The organism is Lactobacillus sp. IBH004 (assembly GCF_026185255.2).
Taxonomy (GTDB): domain Bacteria; phylum Bacillota; class Bacilli; order Lactobacillales; family Lactobacillaceae; genus Lactobacillus; species Lactobacillus melliventris.
Genome location: NZ_CP110217.2, coordinates 1,715,719 through 1,741,212 on the forward strand (window position 1 = coordinate 1,715,719; position 25,494 = coordinate 1,741,212).

Below are 25,494 nucleotides of genomic sequence, written 5' to 3' on the forward strand. Positions count from 1 at the left end.
CCTAATTTGATATTTATTACTTCCATTACGCAAATTAAATATAAAATAGAAAAAAATCATTATTCAGGAGTCAAAATTGATCATAGACACTAAGAAACTGCAAAAAGCAGTCATGGAAAATAAGAAAAAACACGGTTTCAATACCACAGATATTGAATTTGAATTATTGCGATTACATGGAGAAGCTAATGAGTTATTTGAAGCCTGGCGCAAGAATAATAAGAAAAATATCAATGAAGAATTAGCCGATGTGGGGATATTCCTATTAGGCATTGCAGAAATGCTGGACAGTGACCTGGGCGAAGACATTGTTAATAAAATGAAAATAAACGAAAAAAGAATATACAAAAATGGCGTTAAACGCAGTCCTCATTAATTATGAAATAATTAAAAATCCTGTTGCTTTTTTAATTATCAGGGTTTAATATATCCAAATATAATATAAATATCATCTTTGATATCAAGTTATATACAAGATTATTTGATAGTAGAGAAAGCGTCATAATGTTATGGTTTTAAAAAACTTATCTTATAAAACTAAACATATAATATCTGGCTTTATACAAATTCTGCTAGGTCTCTTTGCAACTTTTGTTTTAAAACACAAATTTTATGTCATAGTCATATTTTTAATTCTTGCCCTCTTGGATTTTGCAAATGTTCTTTTTGGAAAGGATCCAGCCGATAAACCTAAAAAATATTCTGAAAAAGTCTATAGGAATAGGCAGATATTTTCGACTTGCGTAGGTTTAGTTTTGCTTTTTATGGCTCTAATAGAACTTATAGATCAACCGAGAAGTGGCTTAGGTCTTGTTTATATGGAATCCGGCCTGCTATGCGTATTATTCCCTTAATAAACATTTAGAAATAGTTATTTCTGAAAAATGCAATCTTGATTTGACAAAGGTTCCGAAATTTTTGGTAAATTTTTCTTCTATGGCTATTTCCCAAATACTCTTTGTTTCAAGATGTTTAGTTAATTAGTTAATTAATATGGATATATTTTTCTTTTCCTAGTTGCTTGAATTAAAACTTATATATTTTTTGGCAGCACTGATTAATTATGAAACAATTTAAAATTTTGTTGCCTTTTTAATAATCAGGGTTTAATATATCCAAATATAATATAAATATCATCTTTGATATCAAGTTATATACAAGATTATTTGATAATAGGGAAAGCGTTATACTGTTATGATTTTAAAAAAATTGTCTTATAAAGCTAGAGTTTTAATATGTGCCTTTATTCAGGTTCTGCTAGGCATCTTTTTAACTTTTGGTTTAGGAAAAAGTATTGGTTTCCTATTCTGCTTTTTAATTTTAGCCCTCATGTGCTTCATATCAGCTTTTTTTGGAAAGAATCCCACTACTAGAATTAAAAAAATTTCTAAAAAAGCATATAAAAATTCGAAAAAATTTTCTGCTATTTTAGGTTTGGTATTTCTTTTCTTAGGCTTAGTGGATATGATAACCAGTCCAAAAAGCGGTTCCAATTTTCTTTATTTAGATACTGGCCTGATCTTCTTATTGCTACCCGAGTAAAATGCTTAGAAATAGCTATTTTGGAAAAATACAATCTTGACTTGACTGAATAGTCTTGAAGAATTATTTCTTATAGACCAACAAAAGACATTGAGTTTAATGCTCAATGCTTTTTTCATATATATTTTCTCTCAGTCTTGAATTTTGCATCTTAAATAGGTCACAGACTACTCAATATGTATAAAAGCTATGGGTCTACCCTTCTTTATATGATTAATAATCTAATTTTTAAAATTATTTCGTTCTATTTATATTTCCAATAGCGCTTTAGTTTTATGGTATGAAAAAATGTAGATTAATCCATAAACTATTAAAAATAATAAACATGTTTCAATAATTGGCTTCCCCACAATTTGAAAGCTTCCTATGAGTTCCACAACATCATTTTCCAAGAAACTGTATCTAAAGCCAATAAAAGCTATTAATCCATTTAATAGTCCCATCACTGCAGGAGGAACGAAAAGCAATAAATTGCTAGCACTAGCTATTTTTTTCAATTGTTTTCTACTATAACCAATATTATCTAAAAATCTAAACTCGTCAGTTAGTTCTATAGTTTCCATTAAAGTAGTAAAGTAAAGAATACAACCGATAAAGACAAAAAATAACACAGAAATGAAAGCTTCCATTAAAAAGGTTGCACTATTATTGTCAACCGCATCTTTATTCTTTTTATAAGCGCTTAAAAACCTAATGTTCATATGCTTAATATCTTGATAAAGCTGCTTGTTATCTCGTAGATTAGGCCCATTAACCGTATAAACCATTTTAGCTGAATGATGTTTACTTATTTTTTTAAAGTCTTGATTATTCAGCACTATATATGCGTAGCCATATCCAGCGTTCATAGGCCACATGTACATTTCTTTCAAATTAAACTTGATACTATTAATATTTACCTTACGCCAAGATTTGTTTGGCTTATAAAAGGCATAAATATATCCAGTTCCCTTAGTAAATGCAAGGTTTGGGACTTGCTTATTACCTTGTAATTTAAACAGCTCTTGATAATCCTGTTTATTAATAACTTTGCATTTTTTAGTTGACTGCTTTTTGTTTACCATTATTGGTTTATTAGAAATCAGTTTAATTACCTTTGTTGCTTTAAATTTACCATCATATTTTCTAGCTATTTGCTTTACCTTGGTTACTTGATTAGGTTCAAGTTTCTGATTAATTTCAATAGCCGAAGGTATAGTTTTCATAAACGAAGCTTTTGGATAAGTTAAAAGCATGAAAGTCGTGCTGGCAAGACCAATAACAGCTGAAATAACTAAGGACAGTACAACCAATAAATTTGATTTAGTTTTTAGTTTAAACAGTGATTCTGGTAAAAAGATATTGTTCGTCGGTCGGTACAACTGACGGTGATTATTAATTTTCCGATTAATAAAATAAGCCAAAGTGCTTTTGATAATTAAGAATGTGCCAATTATTACCAATACTAATGAAATCATTGCCATTGGCGCAAAACCAATTTTAACCCATAAAGATTGTTGCTGTTTAACGAGATCTAAGACTAAGAAATAGGCTGTTAATAACGAAACTATTCCTAAATAAGCTGTCCAGGACTTAGTTTTGACTACTTTTTCGCTAACTTGATTTAAATTAGAAATATTTAAGATAGATAAGCGCTTAATCAAATGGTAATTATCAAAAAAGATAACTAACAACATAAAAATTGAAAGTACTACTGTAATTATGAATGGTGACAAGGTGAAATGTGTTAAATAGGGTATATCAAGCTTTAAAGCTACAATCAAAAGTACTTTTATTAAACTATAAAACAAGATACTAATAAGCATTCCAACAAAGCAGGCAATTCCAATAATAATGGTATTTTCTGTCATTAAAATCGAAGTAATGTTCTTCTTTGACATACCCAGCATTGAATAAATTCCTAGTTCTTCAGCACGTTGCTTTAAGAAAAAGCGGTTAAAGTAAATAATAAAGAAAATTGTAAATAAGGTAAACAATACCGAAGTAACATAAGACATAAACTCTACTTTGGCTGAGCTTGATAAAGAATCTGCAATTACATGGTCTTTAGCAAAAATTTGCAGAGTGTTGAATAATCCTAGAATTAAAGAAAGCGATATAAAATAATTTCGGTATAGGCCAAAACTATTTTTGATATTATTTTTAGCTATTACTTTGTAATTCATAATTAATTTCACCCCCTATGCTTCTACTTCGGCTAATTTCCTTGCTAGCTCCCGTTGAAAGGCATCATTGCTATCTTTTTTAACGATTTGGTCAACAATTTTGCCATCTTTTAGAAAAATAACTTTATTAGCGTAACTAGCTGCTAAGCTATCATGAGTAACCATTAAGATAGAAGTATGAAACTTTTGATTCACTTTTGCTAAGTATTCCATAATTAATTTTGCTGCTTTTGAATCCAATGCTCCCGTTGGTTCATCAGCTAATAATAGTGCGGGATTTTTAATGATGGCTCTAATAATTGCTACACGCTGTTTTTGACCACCAGATAAAGTAACGGGGTATTTTTCAAGTTGATTGCTTAATCTAAAATATTCAGCTAATTTATCAATCTTTTGATCTATTTCTTGGTCATCCTTACCCAATAATGACATAGGAACGGCAATATTTTGCCTTACAGTCAAGCTTTTTAGTAAACGATAGTTTTGAAAAACAAAACCTAGTTTTGTCTTGCGAAAGTTGGCAGCTTCATCATCAGATAATTTTGAAATTTCATGGCCATCAACATAAATTTTGCCGCCAGAAGCCGTGTCTAAAGTTGAAATCATATTGAGTAAAGTGGTCTTACCTGAACCAGACGCACCCATAATTGCCACAAATTCGCCAAAGTTAATTCCAAAACTAATACCTGCTATTGCCTGATATTGTTTTTCATAAATTTTAGTGACATTATTTACCTGCAAAATTTCAGCCATAGCTAATCCTCACTTTCTGTTTCTTTGTACTATTCATCTAGTACACTAGATCTAATAAAAAGCGTTGTCAATAAGTATAATGAAAAAGATGACTAAATTTTAAATTAGTTTAAGATACAAGATAAATATTTTAAAAAAGCTTCACTTTGAATCATTGAAAATTTAAATAAAAAGGTTTAAAAATGATTTGATAAAAGTATTGAGATAATTTTGATATCTATATTAAGACTAAATTTATCGACAAGCCCTAACAGCAAATACATATAAAAATGCGCCTAACAGCTTATTCTTACTACTAGGTGCATTTAAATTATTTATCCAGTTTTTTCAAAATGTTTTACTTGGCCGTCTTTGGCTTAGCAGCTTGACTTGCTTCTTCAGCTGTATTGATTGGGCTTAATTTAACACCGGCAATAAATCTAACATCACTTTGTTTAACATAGCCATCACCAACATCAATTGAATCTGGTCCTCCACCACCTGGAAGGTCAGTGGCATAAAACTTATGACCTTTTAAATGGTAAAACAGTTCTGCTTTATTTTCAGCTGGTACCCAAATATAAAGCAATTTATCTACCTTTAAATTTCCGCCTTGTTTTCTGATTCTTTGTCCTTTATGGTCTTGCTTGGTGCCATCAGCATTATAGACATCTGTATCTTGATAAAATCTAATATAAGAATAGTGCTCATAATCATAGTAATGAGAAGGCAAATCTTTCTTAACTTTAACGTCCAGGCAATAGAGCCAATTATTCGTCCCTTTAATACGATAAATAACTGCATTTGGTATAGCCAATTGGCTAATTTCTTCAGCGTATCCTTGTTCTTCAGCACGATCGACTACGAAGGTAGTGCCTTTTTTAGCCTTTTTAGTAGTTTTAAGACCATTATTGATCTCATAAATTGGAGCACCACCATCTCTTGTCACTGTTGCGACAGTTTCTTCGGTATTTGAAGCGGTGATTTTACCCAAGTTGCTGGCTCTCACATATTGCTTTGCGGGACCACCAATGCGGTAATAGCGCAGACCGTTCTTAAACTTCACAGTACCGCCATAAGTTGTAATGGAAGTTCCCTTTCGAATTAAACGATAATCAGCCCTGCGTGAACTGGTAGCATAAACATAGGAATTATGCTTAACTTCGCGTTTAACACCGTCAATGTTATTAGCTTTGATATATTGCTTTTTCCCGCTGATTTTATAGTATGGGGCATAAGGCTTGAAATCTAAGATAACAGGTTTTTTATCAACTTCAATTCGTCGAAAAGCTGGATACTTAGCATCTGCCTTTTGTCCGTTCTCATCATATGCTTGTGACGTATACATAACGGTTCTTATAGTGCTGGGAATCTTTGCTTGAACAGTATGGGATTGCTGATTAAATGTCCAAATTGCAGTAAGTCCTAAAAAACCAGCTGCTAAATAATGAGTAATTTTTTTATTCATATGTTTTAACCTCTCTTCTTCAAAAAATGCTATCTTTATTTTTGATTCTCTAATTTCTGCAATCAAAACAAGAAATTATATAATTTCATTCTATGCCTTTCTTGATAATTAATGAAGGTAAAAAATGGTGGGCTTAATTAGCCAAATATCTTAAAATGATTTATTTGGTCATTTTTTGCTTAACGTTTTGCTGGACTTCTTCTGCAGTGTTACTTGGACGTAATTTTAGGCCAGCAATAAATTTAACATCTTTTTGCTTAACATAGCCATCACCAACATCTATTACAGAGGTTCCTCCGTCTCGTGAGGCAGAGGAGTAAAATTCATGACCCTTCAAGTGTTAAAATAATTCAGCTTTCTTTTCAGCTGGTACCCAAATATAAAGCAATTTATTTACTTTTAAAAACCCACCTTGTTTTCTGATCTTTTGTCCGTGATGATCTTGCTTAGTACCGTCTGCATTGTAAACATCTGTATTTTTATAAAACTTAATGTAAGAATAATGTTCAGAATCATAGTAATGTACAGGCATTTTCTTTCTGGCTTTAACTTCACTGCTCAATAACCAATATTTTGTACCCTTAATATGATAAGTAAATATTTGGGGATCATCTTCATCTCCTCCATTATTTTCAGCATAGTCTACCGTATATTTTGTACCCTTTTTGGCTTTCTTGGAATAAGTATCGTCTTTAATAAAATCATAAAGACCAGCTCCTTCTTTTGCAGTTACTTTCACAGTTGTTTCTTCTGTATTAGAACTAATAATCTTACTTAAGTTGCTGGCTTTCACATATTGCTTTTTTAGTCCACCAATGCGGTAGTAACGTTGCCCGTTTTTAAATTTGAAGGAATTGCCATAAGTTGTTATTGTCTTTCCCTTTCTAAGCAAGCGGGAGTCAGCCCTACGAGAGCTTGTAGCGTAAACATAAGAGTTTCGTTTGATCTTGCGTTTAACACCGTCAATATTACTTGCCTTGATATATTGCTTTTTACCTTTAATTTGGTATGTAGGTGCAAACGGCTTAAAAGAAAATGAAATTGGTTGATCATCTAACTTAACCTGACTGTAAGCTGCATATTTTCCTTTTACTTTATCACCGTATAAATCATAAGCCTGAGCATCGTGCATCACGGTCTTAACAATACTTTTAGCTTCTACAGTATTGACTTTTTGGTTCATAACAAAAATTGCACAAACGCTTAAAATAGTAGCTGCAACATAATGTAGAAACTGCTTATTCATATATTTTCTCCCTTCTAGACATACTTCAAAAATTATTCAGCTTTCTTATTTGTATCCTGTTTTGCAGCTTGACGCGCTTCTTCTGGTGTATTACTTGGACTTAATTTAAGGCCATCAATAAATTTAACATCTTTTTTCTTAACATAGCCTTGACCGACATTTATTACATCCGAGCCACTGCTTCCATCTGGTAAATCTGTAGCATAAAATTGATGGCCTGCTAAATGATAAAACAATTCAGCCTTATTTTTGGATTTTATCCAGATATAAAGCAATTTGTTTACCTTTATAAAACCTCCTTGTTTGATAATTTTTTGCCCATGATGATCTTGCTTTGTACCGTCAGCATTATAAACATCAGTATCTTTATAAAACATTATATAAGTATAATGTTCAAATTTATAATCATGTATTGGTATTTTCTTATCTGCTTTGACATCACGGTACCATATCCAAAAGTCTGTACCTTTTATATGATATTCATATCCATCAGGATCGTCTATATCCATGGAAGAATATTGCGCATAATCAACTTTGAATTTGGTTCCTTTCTTGACTCTCTTTACAATGTCTTCATCGTCACTATCAATATAAGCATAATCAGTAATATCAGCTCCCTTGGTTTTTACAGTTACAGTTGTTTCTTCTGTATTAGAACCAATAATTTTACCCAAATTAGCAGCTTTCACATATTGCTTTTTTGGTCCACCAATGCGGTAGTACCGTAAACCGTTCTTAAATTTGAAGGAATTGCCATAAGTTGTTATTGTCTTGCCCTTTTTAAGCAAGCGAGAATCAGCCCTCCGCGAACTCGTAGCGTAAACAAAGGAATTATGTTTGACTTTACGTTTAACACCATCTATGTTGCTGGCCTTGATATATTTATTTTTACCGCTAATTTTGTATGCTGGTGCAAACGGTTTAAATCTGAATGAAATTGGGTCATCGTCCACCTTAACTTGAGTATAAGCTGCATATTTTCCTTTGACTTTATCACCATATAAATCACAAGCTTGAGCATCGTGCATCACGGTTTTAACAATACTTTTGGCGTCTACAGTATTAACATATTGGTTTAATATCAAACTTACGGACGTGCTTAAAATAGCAACTAGTAAGTAACGAAAAAGCTTTTTAGTCATATAATTTTTACTCCTTTCTCTTAAGACAGGCACTGTTGTTACTGCATCGCTCTTATTTCATAAAAATGCAAAACAAATGATAGCGCAAACATACTGGCTATAATTCATTCTGAACCTTTCTCAGTAATTAATGAAGGTAAAAAATGGTGGGCTTAATTAGGCAAATATCTTAATATATATGGGGACACTTAATTTTAAACTTTCTTCGTTGAATTTATACGTATTTATACGTATAATAAGAAACATGGAAGGTTTACTTTATGACGAAGACGCCAAGAGAAATTATCAAGATTTTAAAAAAGCAAGGCTTTGTGAAAAAGTCTCAAAATGGTTCCCATCTAAAAATGTATAACCCCATTACAAATGTTACTATTCCTGTTCCCATTCATTCAAAAGAAATGAAAAAAGGACTAGAACAGAGAATTCTAAAAGAAGCTGGATTAAAATAAATTTTTCAGCTAATTTTTACATGTTAGGAGGAATTAATATGTCTAAGCTTTTAGTATACCCTGTTATACTTCACCCTGAAGACACTGGCTATACTGTCGAAGTTCCAGATATTACAGGTGGTTTTACTCAGGGCGAAGATTTAACTAATGCTTTGGAAATGGCTTCTGATATGATTGGATTAATGTTAGAAGACACAACTAATTATCCTAAACCATCTAAGTTAGAAAGTATCCATGTTGCTGACAATGATATTAAAACTATTGTGGCCATTGATATGGATGAATATAGACGCAATAATCCCAAGACAATCCGCAAAACAGTAACTGTACCAGAATATCTGGTAAAAATGGGCAAAGAGAAAAATTTAAATTTTTCTGCTGTACTAACTAAAGCCTTAAAAACAGAATTAAATTTATAACTAGAAAAAATAAGTCCAGGAAGTTAAGCAACTTTCGGGACCTTTTTACAATTTTATGGACTAATTTAAATAGCATAATACAAAATAATGCACCTAATAGCTAATTTTTACTATTAGGTGCATTTAAATTGTGAATTCTTTCTTGACCGTTTTTGCTCAGTAGTTATAAACATATTTATGCTGTATTACTGAACTGCTTAACCAAAAATTCTAAAAGTTAGCCTTCTTCACGTACCGGTTCAGTCCGATGATGTAGTAATAGCGACCTTTCCGCTTTACTGCACCACCATATGTTCTAACTTTGCGTCCGCGCTTCAGACTGGCATGTCTTATTTTCTTTGCTTTTTGATTATAGATGAGTGCATTATGCTTTAACTTACGCTTTTGGCCTGTAATATTAGTGGCCTTCACAAACGTATTATTATCTAAAAGATAATACTTCTGACCGTTTATGGTTTCGGTATCATAGGTAGTAATCATCTGACCTGACATAAGTTCTCCTGTTACCCGCTTACCGTTAATATCATAGAGATACGAATTATGCATTACCATTCTTTCAATCCCTTTAAGGTAAGTATAAGTTACAGTCTGAGGCTGGTAGCTGAAGAAGCCTGTCGCATTATAAGGTCTTGCCTTTAATAAATAACCAGCAAATTTCAGTTCTTGGGTAACGTAGCCATCACCAACATTACCATTCAAGATTTTATCAGGTGTTAGTTTAAGGCCATTTTTATCTTCATAATGGACTCTGACCTCAGCTCCTGCAATCGGCTCTATAATACCAGATGAATGACTTGGTGGTGTTGGCGTCGGAGTGGGCGTTGGCGTCGGAGTAGGCGTTGGTGTTGGCGTCGGCGGTGTTGGTGGTGTTGGCGGATTGACTGGTGGCTTATCCTCATCAAAGTGTGTACCCTCGCGAACATAAGTATCGGCATCTTTAGTTGGATCATAGCTTGCCATTAACTCTTTTGAGCTCCACCTATTTTTGCCTTTAGGATCATTAAGTGTACCATCAGCAACATTGCGCCAAGTACCATCAGTATTTAATCCAGTACCATTAACAATATTATCTTTTCCTAGCTTTAACAAGTTTAGACTTTGCAAATCATTTAGCATATCGGCAATGTATGTAATTTTACTCATATCAAAACCGCTAATGTCAAGTTTCTTTAACTTAAAATCATACTGAAACATCTCTTTCATATTAAAAACATTCGCGGTATTAAATTTACTGAGATCAAGCTCTGTAATATGCTCGCAGTCCATAAACATGTTATTCATTACAGTTACTTTATCAGTATTAAAGTTGCTAACATCAATTTTTGTTAAGCTTTGGCAGGCCCCAAACATATATGACATAGTCTTAACGTTAGCAGTTGAAAAGCCGCTAACATCTAGGTCTGTTAGGGAAAGGCAATTGTTAAACACCCCGTTCATATCAGTGACATTATCAGTTTTGAAACCTTCACCAAATTTAATGCTTTTTAGTGACCGGCAATTCTGGAACATGGTACTGATATTGGTCACCTTACTAGTTTTAAAGTTGCTTAAATCAATTGCATTTAAACTTCTGCATTCTTCAAACATGCCACTTAATTCCGAAACATTTTCAGTATTAAAGGAACTGACATCAATATTTTTAAGCCTAAAGCAACCATAAAACATGCTTGACATTGTCGTCACATTGGCAGTATTAAAGTTTTTTAGATTAACATCGCTTAAATAATAACATAAAGAAAACATGCTTGTCATATCAGTAACTTTACTAGTATCAAGTTGATCCAAGCCGTCTATATTAGTTAGATAATTAAAGCCTCTAAAAAAATACTTTGCTGATCCACTAATTGCCAAGGGATCCTGAATAACAATATGGTTAACATTTGCAGGATCAAGGCCTACATCACTTAAAGCATATGCTAGCGGTCTCGGGTCAGCAACAGCTGTGGAGCTACCAGGAATTGTTAATGTTTTACTGGTCGAATCATAGCTAAGTGACAGACCACTCTCGCCCCATCGAATTGTCCGAGCTTCTCTTGTTGCAATTTTCGTTTCTTTTGCTGAATTTACAGGAGGTGAAGCCGATGCAAATGTTGTTTGCGGTTTAATAATACTTAAACCTACCACAGTCATAGCAATAATAGCTAAGTACGTTGTAAGTTTAATCCTAAAATGGTGTTTATTCATTATTTGTCTCCTTTAAGCAATATAATTCTGCCTAACCCAAGTGTAGCATAAATAACATTTGTTATAAAGTATAATTTTTAGATATATAAACACATATACATTTATAATTTATTATTATTTTTTATATACAAAAAATACTGATATCATATAGCATTAAATTAATTATACAGATATATACCAGTAATATAATGGAATGTCACCTTTTTTAAGCTAACATAAAAGGAGCTTAATAATGAATTTCCATCTCGAACTTTTACCCTAAAGTGACATGCTTTTTCTAACGTCATTCCCTTTCACTTTTTGATGACTGCTAAAGAAATTCATGTACCACTTATGCGGTAATCAAAGAGACAGTATCGGAGTATTCCAGTGGATACTTAGAAGGCGTAAAATTAAATAAATTTAGCGTACAACACTTGGTTACGCCAATTTAAACAATCTGTTAACTAAAATCAGATTGTCAGAAAATAAGGTAAAACGAACAGAATCAAGCAGTTTATTAGCTACTTGATTCTGTTCAATTACTTTTTATCAACATGATTTAACAAAGATACGAATTTATTAAAATGTTTTAATTTTGGAGTTAACATCAGGGGTAGGTACGGATGATATTTTTATAGCTTAATAATTTTGGAACAATAGCTTGCTACCACAGGGTCATGGGTAACAATTACCAGCGTTTTGCCCATCAAGTTTAGCTGCTTTAATTCCTTCATAATAACGTCCCGGTTCTGCTCGTCTAGCGACCCAGTCGGCTCATCCGCCAGAATCAACTGGCTAGGCTTAATCATGGCACGGGCAACGGCAACCCTTTGCTGCTGGCCGCCAGAAAGCTCATAAACCTTATTGCTTTTATAGTTTTCAAGACCAACTCGCCTAAGCGTTTCATCAATCTGCCTTATTTTAGCCGCTTTGTCCTTCTTGACATATTTTTGCGCCAAGGTCAGATTTTGGGCAACAGTCAGATTATCAATTAGGGCAAAATTTTGAAAGATGTAATTTATCTTATCACGAATTTGCCGATTAGCCTGCCTGCTGTTGGGTTTAATGTTACTTTGTCCGTCAAAGATATAGTTGCCGGAATCAAAGCCATCAATTAACCCCAGGATGTTTAATAAAGTCGACTTGCCACTACCACTGGCACCCATAATGGCTACCATCTCTTTGTCCTTGACGTCTAAATTTAAATTCTGAAAGACAATCTTGCGTCCAAAGGATTTAGTCAAATTGTGTATCTTAATCATTGTCTCACCCGCCCTTCAATACTTGAACAATATTTCGGTTCTCCTGGCTGATAAAGATGGCCAGCGTTACCAATAGGTCGACCCCTGCTAACAGCACACCGACCAGCAGTGCCCCAATGCTTCTGCCCCAGAAGAGGGCTACGCCGATTTGAACTGCATATAGACTTAGCAAGAGGATGATGGCCATGCCGTATCGGTCAATGACTTTAAAACCTAGCAGGCGTAAAATTGATAGTTTCTGCTCATTGGTTCTGAAATAGAGGACCGCGCTGAAAGCCGAAACGACCAGTGAAATCGTAAAGGTAACACCCAGCAAAATTAGTGAAATCAGCAGACCCCAGCGGTATATAGTAGTAAGATTATTGGCAAGCGAAGTTGCCGTTGCAAACTTTATCCGGATGCCTCGCATGTATTTAGCTCGGCCTAAACGTTTAATCTGCGCCCGGTTATGCCGGTTGTTTTTAATTCTGATGGGATTACTAAGACCCGAAGTCGACAGCTGCAGCTTGCTCCAGTTATCTAAGTGGTTCGAATCAATCAATTCATAGATTGGCCGCTTAAAAAACTTAAGCTGTTCATTGAGGTAAACCGGAGTCGCTGGCGCAGACCGGTAGTACACAATATTTACCCTCGTCTTGGCCAAGTCTTTTTCCGACTTGTCCGAACGCTCAAGGACAAGCAGCTTGGCGAGTTTAGTTGTCTTATCATGGTCTTTCTTCATTTCAACCGGCACGTAGAATGTGTTTTTCAGCTTCCCAGATGCATTCAGACCCAGACGCTTGAGGTAGTTTCGGTTAATCCGCACTACCGGGTAGCGATCCTGGAGGTGAAGCTATCAGAAACTTTGAAGCGGGCCAGGTTCCTTTGCGGGTTAGTGATTGAACCGGACACAAAGTAGGCATTGCCCCATTTTTCCAGGTCATTGAAGAAGCGTCCTATCTTGGCCTCATTCTTGCCATTATGAACATCATCGTTTCTAATGGCTGCGGCAGAGACAAGACTGGTTCGTTCCGCCGTCAGGTAGCTGCCCAAGCGGGTCACCTGGTCGTGTTGCCTGCTTTTTTCATTGATCTCTTTAATATTCATCAACCCACCTATTAGCAACACTGTGGCTAACACTACCGTAGCAACTTTGATGACTAGTGTGATAGCCATGCCCAGGTTGAAGTTGATGCCCTGCTTTAGCAGCGTGATAATTCGAATACTCCTAATCAGAGCAAGTGCGATAAGAACACACAAGGCAAAAATCATGACTACAATCAGTTGACTGATCAACACCCACTTGACAAAGCCCGCTGGCCAGTAGGCGAAAAACAACCTAATTCCGATATCAAAAAGCAAGCTGGCGCCTAGTAGGGATGCAAGCGGCAGCGTGAACAGCTTGCCCACCACATCCAAATTAGACAGGCCTAGCAGCTTATACACACCAATTTGTTTAACGCTTGTCAGTGGAAGCGAAAAGGTGGCAAGAACTGTAAATACAGCCAGTGTCAGGAACAAGGCCAGGTAAATCATCAGCGTTCGATTAAAGTATTCCTTTTTGGAAAACACTTTGGGCGTCAATAGGTCCTTCTCGCTAGTTTTAAAAAATGCGGCCAGTTTGCGCACAACTGTTTTGCGGTACTTTAGATTGCCGATAACCGTGTAGACGCCATTCACAGACTTGTCTTCTTTGCTCCAGAATTTGTCGAGGCTCTGCAGCCTGATGCGCTCACTCTTCCAGAACACAGGAATATCTCTGCCCTGTACATACGTGGTCCTCTTGCTGGGAAACAGGTTAAACTTCCTATTCTGAGCAAAGAATTCATAATAGGGAAAGCTGTCCTTGCTGGCCACAGCCGACTTGATCACGGTTTCCCCGCCATAATCGGTCTTAATTAGCGTCAAACCATATTTGCCAGCCATGTGCTTGAAGAAGGGCAGCGTCTCGTCCGCGATGCGCGGACTATCAGATACATAGATCTTGAACGAATCTGACGTCTCTTCTATTTTTTCAATCCTATCTTGATCCTTGGTCTGGTAGATGTTAATTACCAATAGGCCAGCTAGGACGGTTAACATTACCAAGAATAGGCTAACTACTTTTTTGATAAGATCACTTCCTTTCAGTTGTTATAACAATCTGTAAATAAAATAGTGTGATTACGTATATAAAAAACTCTTGCATACCATTAGAAAAGAAGTCTTTTTCTAAATTAATAGTGTATGCAAGAGTAGTAGGCAATAAAAGAAATTAATTATTTATTGTTATTCATAACTCCACCAATAATTTAGCCCTGTAGGTGGTATTTTGTAATACTTTGCTTGAGACCAATTTCCAGCAGAAGCAAAGTCCTTATTCCGATCTGATGTACTAGGTCCAACTGATGAGCTATGCCTACGAGTAGCGTGAAGATAGTCGGAATAGCCAAAAAGTCCATTCCAACCTATTCCATAGTTCTATGTGCCGCCACCTACTGTCTTTGCTAGTGTGGTGGTAGCTGCACCAGCAAGTCCTAAGGAAGTAACTACAGTAACGATTGATAATATTTTTTTAAACATGTTATTCGCCTCCTACTTATTAATTTATACACTGCCCTAATTTAACAGTATCACAAAATATAAAACATAGCAAACGCTTACAAAAACTGCACTATTGCATATCAATATATCATCGCAATTATCTTGCTTTCAGTGATTCCCTACCAAAAATGGTAGCTCTATAATTTATCCTTTTAACAAATTTTTTATTACACAAAAAGAAGGACATATTCCTTCGCAAAATCAAATAAATTGAGCGTACAACACTTGGCTACACCAATTTCCACAATCTGCTAACTAAAATCAGATCGTCAGAAAATAAGGCAAAACGAACAGAATCAAGCAGTTTATTAGCTACTTGATTCTGTTTTATTACTTCTTATCAACATGATTTAGCAAAGAACTGTTTTTGCCTTTTCTTTTGGATTTTAAAGCAATAGCAAAAGTCGCAATTTCATTTTGATCTCGCATGCTTAAATGAATGCTTCTCTTTTTCAAATGATACTCTATTTGTACTAATATTTGAGTATCACTTCTACTTCTTAGGTTCTTTTTAAATGATTTACTTGGCCGTATTTTGCTCAGAAATTATCAGCAAATTTGATATTTAGTGAAATTTGCAAAGTCAATTTATACGGTCATAATTTTTTTGTTGTTTTATAAGTTTTAATATATAAACGAATTAGCTATACTAGTGCATCTTTGTATAACTAACGCATTTCTTGTGTTACCATAGAAGACAGTAAAGTGCTACAAGCGCTTTCAGATATTGATAAAAAGGGGATTTTTTCAATGAATCAAAAAGTAGTTATCATTGGTGCTTCTCATCCGGGTCATGAAGCAGCCATCGAATTATTAGACAGATATCAAGATCTTGATGTCACTATTTATGAAGCAAGTGACTTTGTTTCATTTATGTCTTGCGGAATGAAGCTCTTTTTAGAAGAAAAAACTACCGGTCAGGACAATGTACGTAACTTTTCACCTGCTGATTTAGAAAAATTAGGTGGTAAAATTGTCAATAATTCGCAAGCAGTTTCCTTAAATCCGGCAAATAAGCAAGTTACAATTAAAAATACCCAAACTGGTCAGACTGAAGAAGTTAATTATGACAAATTAATCTTGTCTCCAGGAGTTGATCCACTCCAATTACCAATTCCAGGGGCAGATTTAGACTATGTTTATTTAATGCGAGGCTACAGTTGGGCTAAAAAGATCAATGAAGCTCTTCATAATGATGAAATTAAAAACATCGTTGTTGTGGGTGCTGGTAACGGAATTGCTGCCGTTGAAGCTGGTGTTTTAGCTGGTAAACACATGACCTTGGTTGATGCCAGCAACCATATTTTGGCTAATTATTTTTCAAAAGACTTTACCGATGTTTTTGAACAAGAAATGCGTGACAAGGGTGTCGATTTAAAGCTTAATACAAAAGTTACTGGCTTTACCAATGATCACCTAGTCCAAACTGATCATGGTGATATTAAAGCTGATTTAGTTATCGTCGCTGCAGGCATTGTTGCTAATACTGACTGGCTTAAAGATACTATTAATTTAAACCAACGGGGTTATATTGAAACAGACGAGTATTTAAGGACTAATCAAAAAGATGTTTATGCTTTGGGTGACGCTATTTGGCCACTATCAATCCCGGCTAATAAAAGAATGCCGATTCCATCGGCAGTCGCTGCTCGCCATGAAGCAAATTATTTAGTACAACATTTGTTTGAGCAAAAACCAAGCCGGTCATTCCCAGGTTTAGTTGGTGGCCAATTACTAGAATTTGGTGATGTACATGCGGTAGTTAGCGGCCTCCCACAAAAATCTGCTGAATTTGCCGGCATTAATGCTGCAACTAGCATCTACATCGATCATTTGCGTCCAGACTTTATTCCTGCAGAAGATAATCCACTGGGATATGTCTCCTTAACTTATAATAAGGATACTCACCAGATTCTTGGGGGTGCAGTGATGTCTAAATATGACATCACTGCTCAAGGAAATGTTTTAAGTTTAGCAATTGGTCATAAATTAACGTTAGAAGATTTAGCTGAGCAAGACTTTTTCTTCTCACCAAGTTTTGATCGGCAATGGAATATCTTGAATTTGGCTGCACAACATGCGCTAGGTTTACACAAGTTTTAATTAATTTTGGATATTACTAAGCCTACCACACACCCGATGAATTATATGAAAGAAGATTAGATTGCATCTATCAGATCAAGTAGAGTGTTCAACTTAAAATTGCAATTTTCGGCAAAACAAAAGTCAACTATATTTTGCAAAAATAAAACAAAAATATTTGTTGATTCATCAAGCTTTGTGACATATTATCGAATATAAATCGGTTTTTTAAAACATAAATTTACACAAAAAATAAGCCACCCCAGACTTGTTGGAATCAGGCTTTAGCCTATTGAACGGAATCAAAAACTACTCTGAACAAGTGGAATTTGCTCAAAAATCTCAAAGATGTGATATAATTTGTATAAACAAAAAGGCGCTGTCTGCAAACAGCGCCTGCCCAGAGCCGCTTTTAAGAGCGGTGGCTAATATTAATAGATTACAAAACCCGCTAACCTCGCCAAAAGTTAAAGCGGTTTTTGTTTACTTATGTTTGTGTAGCATTTTGCGCAGCTTGCGGTAAGACTTTATAAGCTTCTGAGCCTGCTTGGTGATCTTTGTCATCACAACAATGCTTTCGTAACCAAACCACAGAAGCGAAAGCAGAGCAAGCATGATAGCAGTCAGCCACGCCACAACGTAAATTGCACCTCAGTATTGTAAGATCTGCGTAGGAATTTAAAACTTCCATAGGCATCACCTTCCTTTGAAGTGCCACCGCTCATATTAACTTTTCTGGTTAATACAATTATAACATATAAAATACGTCCAAACGCTGATAAAATAAAGCTTTATAGCTTGTGCATTATACTCGATTTAAGATTTACAAACATAAGAATCAGAAAAAGAAAATTAATAATGTCGTAATCGAGTTACTCACTTTTTAAACTAAGCATTTGCTGATCTACAATAAAAGCTGTGAACCAAAATTAGGCTTAAATATAAGTTTGGTTTTCGACAAAAGTTATTTAGAAATATTGATTAAGACTAGGATCAAAAAGATAAAGAAATGGATTAGAAGAAAGGTTCTAATTATGGTTTTCGATGTTTTTTTAAAAAAGCAAAAGCCGTTGATGCTAAAGATTATGTTTTAGGGATAATGGCCGATGATTATCGCCAATACAGAATAGAATCATCAGACAATGATTCTAAAAGTTTTGCCAAGCTTATATTTAACTTAATCATTCAAGAATCGTATAAGCATTTAAAGGATGACACTTTTATTAGTCCTGATGTAATCTTCGATATGATTAGCAAGCAGATTGACAACGTATCTAATTTCCCTACAGAAAAGTTTGACTTTGATTCTATAAACCTTGCGCCAATTTCAACCGTAAAACTCCCCAATTTGCTTTTGGGTAAAAGAATAAACAAAGAAGCAAATAGATTAGCTAAAGGTTTAGATGAAGTTACAAATTATGGTGAGTACGGCCATTACATGATTTTCTATAATGACGATGATCAGATCTTTTCCTTAAAAGACAATTAAGAAAGGAATCTTGCCCTAGTTTTCTACCACTTTATTGATGGATGTAGAAAATATAAACTGAAACCTCATCACATGTTAAGAGCCATTAAAGAACAAGCATACAAGCTAAGAGCGACACTTCTCTTCAAATCCAAGACAAATCCCCCACTATTGTTCTATAAACTCGGAAGTGGCGATAGATATGACTACTGCAGAGATGTTTCAGAATTTGAAAAAGATCAGAAAATAAAATCAGCAATGTTAAAGCTTGCAAAGCAAGATGTTGGCCCTTTTGGTGAGTAGATATGGTAGAATTAAGGGAGTTCATTGGTAACTTCTTTCTAGAATTTTGGGTAATTACATTCTATCAGAGAAGTCCAATGGACTTTTTTCATTTTCTAATCAGGGCAAGTGTTCAACTTAAAATTGCAATTTTCGATTTTAATCAGCAAAATAAAAAATAGCTAATTTTATTGTTAAATAAGAGCTTTAAAGGATAGAACTGGTTTGCTTGATCACTCATGCAAAAATAGTCTTTCTATTTTATGAAAAAGTAATATTAAAGATTCAGTGTGAATGACTATATAAAATTAGGAAAAGCTATTTCAATTAACATTACTTAAGCTAATAGTAATTGAAAAAAATTTTTGACTTTTTATTATTTATAAGTCTATAATTTTTACATTAATATTAATTTAAGCAGTGGGACTGAATAATGAAAAACGATCAAAATAACGATACAAAAGAAAAATCAAAACAGATTTACGAATTTCTAAGATATGTAATAGTTTTTTTTGCTATTTTTGTTTTATGTAACTTTTTACTAACAAAATATTTAATAGTTAAGTGTTCTGTATCTGGGATCTCAATGCAACCCACTTTTGAAAATCAGGAAAAAGTTATAGCCGATCGAAATAGCGAATTGAGAAGAAACGAAGTTGTTATTTTAAAAGCTCCTGATGAACGTAATTCTTTTTATATCAAAAGAATTATTGGATTACCAGGTGACACTATAACTGCAAAAGATAATAAAATTTATGTTAACGGTAAAAAAATAAATCAGGATTTTTTAAAGCCCGGCTTTAAGCTTACAGATAATGAAGATGGCTTTTATGGTACGAAATATTCTTATACGGAAAATTTCTCAATTCGGTCTTTGGCTAAAACTAAAGAATACAAAAGTATCTATTCCTCTGCGCAACTGAAAAAAATGAAAAAAACTAATGAGGTTCCTAAAGATTCATATTTCGTAATGGGTGACCATAGAAGTGTTTCAAAGGACAGTCGCTATATAGGAGCCATCCCCAGAAGCAAAATAGAAGGTGTAGTCAAGTATCGCTACTGGCCACTTAATAGAATTAGGGCATATTAAAAAAGCAAGTCTCAAAAGTTTAAATGAAGTGACTCCCAAATTTATGACAAATTTGAGGGTCATTTTTATGACTAAATTATCTAAACAAGATAAAATAAAATTTCGGCGTTGTGAACCCTTGCAAACTTATAAAGAACTGAGCAGCGTTCATCTGATAAAGTCGTTTTGATTGATTATCTTTTTCTGTCATAATTAACCCATTCTATCACGAATTGTTAGCCAAAATTTATATTGGTTTTATTAGTAGATTTGTCTATCATTTTAATAATCTAATCATAGTTCATACTTTTAATTTGAGCAGTCGGTCAAATTGGTAATAAACTGAATTTTTAGCAATCTGAAAAAAAGCAGAACTTGTATCTTCTGTTTAGAGTTTTTAACAATTCAGTTTTGTCTACCAGCCATATACTGAATAGATAAAGAAAGTACCTGCAGTAAAACCAACTATAAAAGAAACGTGGCTAGTGACATATAATCGCCATACTAATTTTGCCCGTTTTGCATTATGAATATAGGAAGTACTTGTAAACTGCTTTCTTATTTTTTTAATTATATCTGCACTCATATATATTTCTGCTAATAAGGCGGCAATAAAAATAAAATTTCCTATACATAGGATAACAACATTTGATGTAAAACAAACCCAACTTAATCCTAGAGCAATAATTGCAATAAACGGGCAGCCATTTATCATTATCAATTCTCTTTCAAATCCAGGCTGTGCTGAAAGCTCAACTGTAAACGTTGCGATTTCTTTTCGTAATTCCAGACTACGTTTATGCCAAGCTTTTGAGACGATATAAATCATGTATAACAAACTTACAGCTCCAACAGGTATGAATATCATAACAATGGCATAGCAGATCATAATTTCCATAAAAAGCTCTCCCACTTTTAGTTTTTTTAGAATGCGTCAATTACTCACATGTTTAACATAAATCCTGGATGTTTAATCGCTAAAAGTCAGTCCTATTTAGTCATTAATTTTAATAAAATGAAACTAAACCTTTTAGCCTTATGTGATTATATTTTTTATCACTTAGACTAACTTATTAAGAAATTTATGTCCTTAATTGTAAGTTTAGCAGAAAGGTTTCCATGTATATATAATATTCGTAGAATTTTCATTTATTTTTAACATTTTATTGTTCTTTATGTGATTCTGATTTTTCATTGAACTACTATTTATAGCTACAAAGAAGTGGTTATTTAGATCTTTTATGAAAACTCACCTGATTTTCTTTGTAAGATACTTTATTAATTAAGATTCCACTCATTACTCAGCCCGTTGTGCAAAATTAATTCAGTCATGATATAATGTAATTGTAAAGAAAAGAGGCCTTGCACTAACAAGACCTCTTTGAGAACAAGCAGCCGCTCTAAAGGCGGTTAGCTATGTGAGAAATAGAAGACTATCCCCAACTTGCTAAAGTATTATTGGGACGGTCTTTTTTATTTCTTGTGATTATTGATATAATCCAACAACACAATAATAAACGTGGCGAATGCCAACATTATTTGTAATGCCTGGTAAACGCTCATTGACTGTTTCTCTTTCTAGCTATGCTAGTCCTATGCTAGTCGCAAGCATTACTCAGCCCATTGTGCAAAATTAATTCAGTCATGATATAATGTAATTGTGAAGAAAAGAGGCCTTGCGCTAACAAGACCTCTTTGAAAACAAGCAGCCGCTCTAAAGGCGGTTAGCTGTCTAGGTAATAGAAGACTATCCCCAACTTGCTAAAGTATTATTGGGACGGTCTTTTTTATTTCTTGTGATTATTGATATAATCCAACAACACAATAATAAACGTGGCGAATGCCAACATTATTTGTAATGCCTGGTAAACGCTCATTAACTGCTTCTCTTTCTAAAAGATTTCGTGCCATAGGCACCATCTCCTTTCCAGATCAACAGCCAACCGCCCTCAAAACAATTTGCTTGAATTCTAAATTAATTATAACAAATACTGTTTGCATATTGAATAAAAGAAGAGCCAGATAATTAACTAAACGGCTTGGTGTAAATAACTTTCACTCACCTTATTAACTTAATATTAAACTGTTTGAAAGCCTGTTCAAAGACAGCATATTATTCTATACTGGATGTAAAGTATTTAATCAATTTTTGAGGTGATTACATGAAATTAAATAAAAAGTTTGTTTATGGTTCCATAGCAAGCATTCTTGCTATTAGTCCTATGCTACCTGCAGTAATGCCAAGCAATACAGAAGTATTAGCTGCTAAGACTGATACTCTCACATTGAATCATAATTCTTATGTTTATACGGCTCAGGGCAAGCGCACCTATTATAACGGTAAAGGGACATTGCGTATGGGCACCACCGTAAACGGTAATGCCAAAACAACTTCGATTAATGGTAAAAGCTACTATCCTTTAACCGGTGGTGCCTACGTTAAGGCGGCTAATGTTGGTGTTGTCAACAAACAGGTACAAGATGGCAACTTGGAGCTCAATTACAATTCTTATGTTTACGATAAGAATGGTAAACGGCTATACAAATTCCGTGGCAGTAAAAAGAATACGCATTTGCGCAAAGGAACCCCTTTGAAATACTCTGGCTCTGTAGAAAAAATTGACCGGAATAGCAAACAGTATTTCTTAGTCAATGATGACAACTATAATCAGTCATGGCTCCCTTATAAAAAAATCGGTGGTAAATATTACTACAATATTGGAGCCGGTGGCTATGTTAATGCGGCCAATGTTGGGCAAATAGATAATAAACCACTTTACACAACTGATGTAAGTGTGAAAGTTAATACAACTAGTGCTATACGGGTTGGCACCGGTAAAGAGCGTACAAGTATTAAACCTGGAGAAAAGGTCAAAGTTGATCGCGTCTCTCAAGTATTGTCTGGACCATCATACAGAGCTAGTTATCGCATAAGCGGAACAAAGACAGGATTTTTCGCCACATCAATAGTAAACAAAAAGCCAAGACAGCAGCTTCTAAACTATACATATTATACTTATGTTTCTGCCAGCAAGAATACTGATGCTTATGATGCCAACGGACAGGTTCGTTCAAACCTAACGGCAACAAATAGTGCAACTACTTCTTTTGCTAAAGGCACTTTCATACCCGTTGATGAAGAACTATACATTTGGAATAACAATGAAAACAAGGCTGAGTTATATTACCACCTTGCTCCAAATACAACTGTGAGTGATATTTTTTTCCAGAGAATTAACAAAGACAGTATGACTTTTGTTAAAGCAGCTGACAGCGAATTTGTTTCTGGACCATTGTTAAAGCCTGTTAATACAGTAGATGAAGCCAAGGCAGACGCCAAGGCAGCTACTGAAACTGATAAACAAGACTTGCAAAAAGCAATCAATCAAGATGAAAAAGTTAAAGCAAGTGAGAATTATCAGCAATACAGACATGAAACATATGATGCAGCTTTAGCATATGGAAAGCAAATTAATAGTTCAAAGACAGCCAGCCTGCAAGAGGTTAAACAAATTACACTCACCTTAAAGAATCAACAGAATAGTTGGTTTCTTCCAGCTGATGAATTAAAAGTTAATAGTGAGTTGGCTTTAACGAAACCATTCTAAATACTTTTTACTCTGTTTAATAAATTTCAATTAAGGATTAACTTCCGATATTTAACGAAGTTAGTCCTTTTTGTTTTGTCCTGGTTCTTTTTTGACTGCAATTTTTTTATAACTATCACTTGCTATTTACAATAAAAACAGAAATTAGCTTTATGATCTGATATAGATTGTGATCTCCAAAATTAGGAGAAGTTTGTATCATCTAAATAGATTATTTGTTTAATTTTATGTTGATTTTTAGATTATTTTGACTTTTAATTATTTATCTGCCTATAATTTATCTATTAATCACAAGCTAGTTATATTAATATGTAATTTTATTTGTAAGGATTTACTTATGGCAAATAATCAGAATAACGACAAAAATGAGAAAACAAAACAATTTTATGATTTTTTAAAATATACAATAGTCTTATTTGCGATTTTTATTTTAATTAATTTTATACTGACAAAATATTTGATAGTTAAATGTTCCGTGTCTGGCATCTCGATGCAACCAACTTTTGAAAACCAAGAAAGAGTTATAGCTAATCGCAATAACAAATTGAAACGAAATGAAATTGTCATTTTAAAGGCTCCGGATGAACGTAATTCCTTTTATATAAAAAGAATTATAGGATTACCAGGTGAAACTGTTACTGGAAAAAATAATAAGATTTATGTTAATGGCAAAAAAATAAATCAAGACTATTTAAAACCTGGATTTAAGCTGACGGATAATGAAGACGGTTTTTATGGTACTAAATATTCTTATACTGCTGACTTTTCAATTCGTTCTTTAGCAAGAACAAAAGAATATAAAAGTATTTATTCCCCTTCTCAATTAAAAAAAATGAAAAATACTAACAAAGTTCCCAAAGGCTCGTATTTTGTAATGGGAGATCATAGGAGCGTTTCAAAAGATAGTCGTTATATAGGAGCAATTCCTAGAAGTAAAATTGAAGGTATTGTTAAGTATCGTTATTGGCCACTTAACAGAATCAAAGTATATTAAAAAAGATTAAGTCCAAATTTAGGACTTAATCCTTTTTACTTTCACCTTTTATAACTCTGCTAATCGTTTTTCATCCAAATGAAACATAATCATGCAATAAAGTAATAATATTGCAGTCATAAACACCACCACATAGATGTTAGTAGTTCCAGGGAGTTCACGTAAGAAATCAGCCGGTGAATAACTTATGAAATATGGCAAATGGATAGTTGCATTCATTAATAATAAAACTATTTGCAAAACTAAACCTGTACACATGGCAGCAAACTTATTTTTAATCCACAAAGAAGTAACCATTGCGAATACAGAAAATAATCCTCCCCAAAAAGAAGAAAACATAATTGACAAAATAGCGTGGACAAATGGATGGGAATAATAAAGGGAGACAAACAGCATAGTAAAATTTCTGGCACCAATATTAATATTAAGTAAATTATCGGGCTTAACATTAGGTAATATCATAAACCAAGATAAGAAGTTAAACAGTAAAGGAACAGCGATCACAATAAAACCTGTCATAAATGCGATTTCTAGGTATCCTAACAAGATTTGTTTAATGGACTTCTCCATCTTTAATTTATAAAAATAGCCGTTGGTAAAATCTTCTTTTAATAATGTACTGGCAGGTAAACTCGCAATTAACGGTAACAAGATAAAAAATATAGTAGGAACAAAAGTAAATCCATCTATTGACATCCACATAGTATAAGGTGAGTTTGTCGCAGGAATATATTTAGACACAGAAACAGCACATTGTACAACGCTAATACTTAACCCTATTGCCAATGCTAAAAATAACCATAATTTATTCAAACGTGACCACAGAAATTTCATTTTA

At 33.9% G+C, this 25,494-nt stretch carries 22 protein-coding genes; 9 read left to right on the forward strand and 13 right to left on the reverse strand.

Features of this window, described 5'->3' with window-relative positions; genetic code table 11:
* Window positions 1–76 precede the first annotated feature (76 nt).
* Both LDX54_RS08540 and LDX54_RS08545 read left to right on the forward strand, forming a co-directional pair.
* Window positions 77–376, forward strand: coding sequence for a MazG nucleotide pyrophosphohydrolase domain-containing protein (locus LDX54_RS08540; RefSeq protein ID WP_046325581.1), 300 nt, complete (start codon window positions 77–79; stop codon window positions 374–376).
* Between the two features lie 818 nt (window positions 377–1,194).
* Window positions 1,195–1,542 carry a hypothetical protein gene (locus tag LDX54_RS08545; RefSeq protein WP_174795141.1) on the forward strand — a complete coding sequence of 116 codons (348 nt, stop codon included), beginning with the start codon at window positions 1,195–1,197 and terminating at the stop codon, window positions 1,540–1,542.
* A 248-nt stretch (window positions 1,543–1,790) separates the two neighbouring features.
* On the opposite strand, the gene LDX54_RS08550 is transcribed toward LDX54_RS08545, so the two are convergent.
* From LDX54_RS08550 to LDX54_RS08575, 6 genes are all read right to left on the reverse strand, one after another.
* Window positions 1,791–3,707, reverse strand: coding sequence for an ABC transporter permease (locus LDX54_RS08550; protein ID WP_265667432.1), 1,917 nt, complete (start codon window positions 3,705–3,707; stop codon window positions 1,791–1,793).
* Window positions 3,708–3,722: 15 nt separating this feature from the next.
* The gene (locus LDX54_RS08555; protein ID WP_265667431.1) at window positions 3,723–4,460 is read right to left on the reverse strand and encodes an ABC transporter ATP-binding protein; all 738 of its coding nucleotides are present in this window, start codon (window positions 4,458–4,460) and stop codon (window positions 3,723–3,725) included.
* A 337-nt stretch (window positions 4,461–4,797) separates the two neighbouring features.
* Window positions 4,798–5,907 (reverse strand): SLAP domain-containing protein, encoded by a 1,110-nt coding sequence (locus LDX54_RS08560; protein ID WP_265667430.1) that lies wholly within the window; start codon window positions 5,905–5,907, stop codon window positions 4,798–4,800.
* Between the two features lie 160 nt (window positions 5,908–6,067).
* Window positions 6,068–6,244, reverse strand: coding sequence for a hypothetical protein (locus LDX54_RS08565; protein WP_265667429.1), 177 nt, complete (start codon window positions 6,242–6,244; stop codon window positions 6,068–6,070).
* Window positions 6,245–6,247: 3 nt separating this feature from the next.
* Window positions 6,248–7,153: an SLAP domain-containing protein gene (locus LDX54_RS08570; protein ID WP_265667428.1), complete on the reverse strand. Its 906-nt coding sequence runs from the start codon at window positions 7,151–7,153 to the stop codon at window positions 6,248–6,250.
* 32 nt (window positions 7,154–7,185) lie between these two features.
* The gene (locus LDX54_RS08575; RefSeq protein ID WP_265667427.1) at window positions 7,186–8,295 is read right to left on the reverse strand and encodes an SLAP domain-containing protein; all 1,110 of its coding nucleotides are present in this window, start codon (window positions 8,293–8,295) and stop codon (window positions 7,186–7,188) included.
* A gap of 260 nt (window positions 8,296–8,555) precedes the next feature.
* Here LDX54_RS08575 and LDX54_RS08580 point away from each other — a divergent pair, with 260 nt between their 5' ends.
* Both LDX54_RS08580 and LDX54_RS08585 read left to right on the forward strand, forming a co-directional pair.
* Complete coding sequence (locus LDX54_RS08580) at window positions 8,556–8,744, forward strand: type II toxin-antitoxin system HicA family toxin (protein WP_265667426.1); 189 nt, start codon at window positions 8,556–8,558, stop codon at window positions 8,742–8,744.
* A 38-nt stretch (window positions 8,745–8,782) separates the two neighbouring features.
* A complete protein-coding gene (locus tag LDX54_RS08585) occupies window positions 8,783–9,163 on the forward strand; it encodes a type II toxin-antitoxin system HicB family antitoxin (RefSeq protein WP_265667424.1) in 381 nt (126 codons plus the stop codon).
* A 210-nt stretch (window positions 9,164–9,373) separates the two neighbouring features.
* On the opposite strand, the gene LDX54_RS08590 is transcribed toward LDX54_RS08585, so the two are convergent.
* The 5 genes from LDX54_RS08590 to LDX54_RS08610 form a co-directional block, all read right to left on the reverse strand.
* Complete coding sequence (locus LDX54_RS08590) at window positions 9,374–11,347, reverse strand: BspA family leucine-rich repeat surface protein (RefSeq protein WP_265667423.1); 1,974 nt, start codon at window positions 11,345–11,347, stop codon at window positions 9,374–9,376.
* Between the two features lie 614 nt (window positions 11,348–11,961).
* Window positions 11,962–12,591 (reverse strand): putative bacteriocin export ABC transporter, encoded by a 630-nt coding sequence (locus tag LDX54_RS08595; RefSeq protein WP_265667422.1) that lies wholly within the window; start codon window positions 12,589–12,591, stop codon window positions 11,962–11,964.
* Window positions 12,592–12,595: 4 nt separating this feature from the next.
* A complete protein-coding gene (locus LDX54_RS08600) occupies window positions 12,596–13,396 on the reverse strand; it encodes a DUF1430 domain-containing protein (protein WP_265667421.1) in 801 nt (266 codons plus the stop codon).
* Entirely contained in the window at window positions 13,396–14,628 is a 1,233-nt protein-coding gene (locus tag LDX54_RS08605; protein ID WP_265667420.1) for a hypothetical protein, read from the reverse strand. Before LDX54_RS08605 ends, LDX54_RS08600 begins: the two co-directional genes overlap by 1 nt.
* 210 nt (window positions 14,629–14,838) lie before the next feature.
* Window positions 14,839–15,021: a lactococcin 972 family bacteriocin gene (locus LDX54_RS08610; protein ID WP_265667640.1), complete on the reverse strand. Its 183-nt coding sequence runs from the start codon at window positions 15,019–15,021 to the stop codon at window positions 14,839–14,841.
* An 882-nt stretch (window positions 15,022–15,903) separates the two neighbouring features.
* On the opposite strand from LDX54_RS08610, the gene LDX54_RS08615 reads away from it, so the two are divergent.
* The 3 genes from LDX54_RS08615 (at window position 15,904) to lepB (LDX54_RS08625) (ending at window position 20,075) form a co-directional block, all read left to right on the forward strand.
* Window positions 15,904–17,256, forward strand: coding sequence for an FAD-dependent oxidoreductase (locus LDX54_RS08615; RefSeq protein ID WP_265667419.1), 1,353 nt, complete (start codon window positions 15,904–15,906; stop codon window positions 17,254–17,256).
* Window positions 17,257–18,334: 1,078 nt separating this feature from the next.
* A complete protein-coding gene (locus LDX54_RS08620; protein ID WP_265667418.1) occupies window positions 18,335–18,724 on the forward strand; it encodes a hypothetical protein in 390 nt (129 codons plus the stop codon).
* A 694-nt stretch (window positions 18,725–19,418) separates the two neighbouring features.
* Window positions 19,419–20,075, forward strand: a complete 657-nt coding sequence (gene lepB, locus LDX54_RS08625) for a signal peptidase I (protein ID WP_265667417.1) — start codon at window positions 19,419–19,421, stop codon at window positions 20,073–20,075.
* Window positions 20,076–20,469: 394 nt separating this feature from the next.
* Here the strand turns inward: lepB (LDX54_RS08625) and LDX54_RS08630 are convergent, their stop codons facing one another.
* Window positions 20,470–20,952: a hypothetical protein gene (locus tag LDX54_RS08630; protein ID WP_265667416.1), complete on the reverse strand. Its 483-nt coding sequence runs from the start codon at window positions 20,950–20,952 to the stop codon at window positions 20,470–20,472.
* A gap of 1,264 nt (window positions 20,953–22,216) precedes the next feature.
* Between LDX54_RS08630 and LDX54_RS08635 the strand changes: the two genes are divergently transcribed.
* Window positions 22,217–23,662, forward strand: coding sequence for an SLAP domain-containing protein (locus tag LDX54_RS08635; RefSeq protein WP_265667415.1), 1,446 nt, complete (start codon window positions 22,217–22,219; stop codon window positions 23,660–23,662).
* A gap of 337 nt (window positions 23,663–23,999) precedes the next feature.
* Window positions 24,000–24,656 (forward strand): signal peptidase I, encoded by a 657-nt coding sequence (lepB, locus tag LDX54_RS08640; protein WP_265667414.1) that lies wholly within the window; start codon window positions 24,000–24,002, stop codon window positions 24,654–24,656.
* A gap of 48 nt (window positions 24,657–24,704) precedes the next feature.
* Here the strand turns inward: lepB (LDX54_RS08640) and LDX54_RS08645 are convergent, their stop codons facing one another.
* The gene (locus LDX54_RS08645) at window positions 24,705–25,490 is read right to left on the reverse strand and encodes a hypothetical protein (protein ID WP_265667413.1); all 786 of its coding nucleotides are present in this window, start codon (window positions 25,488–25,490) and stop codon (window positions 24,705–24,707) included.
* Window positions 25,491–25,494: the final 4 nt, after the last annotated feature.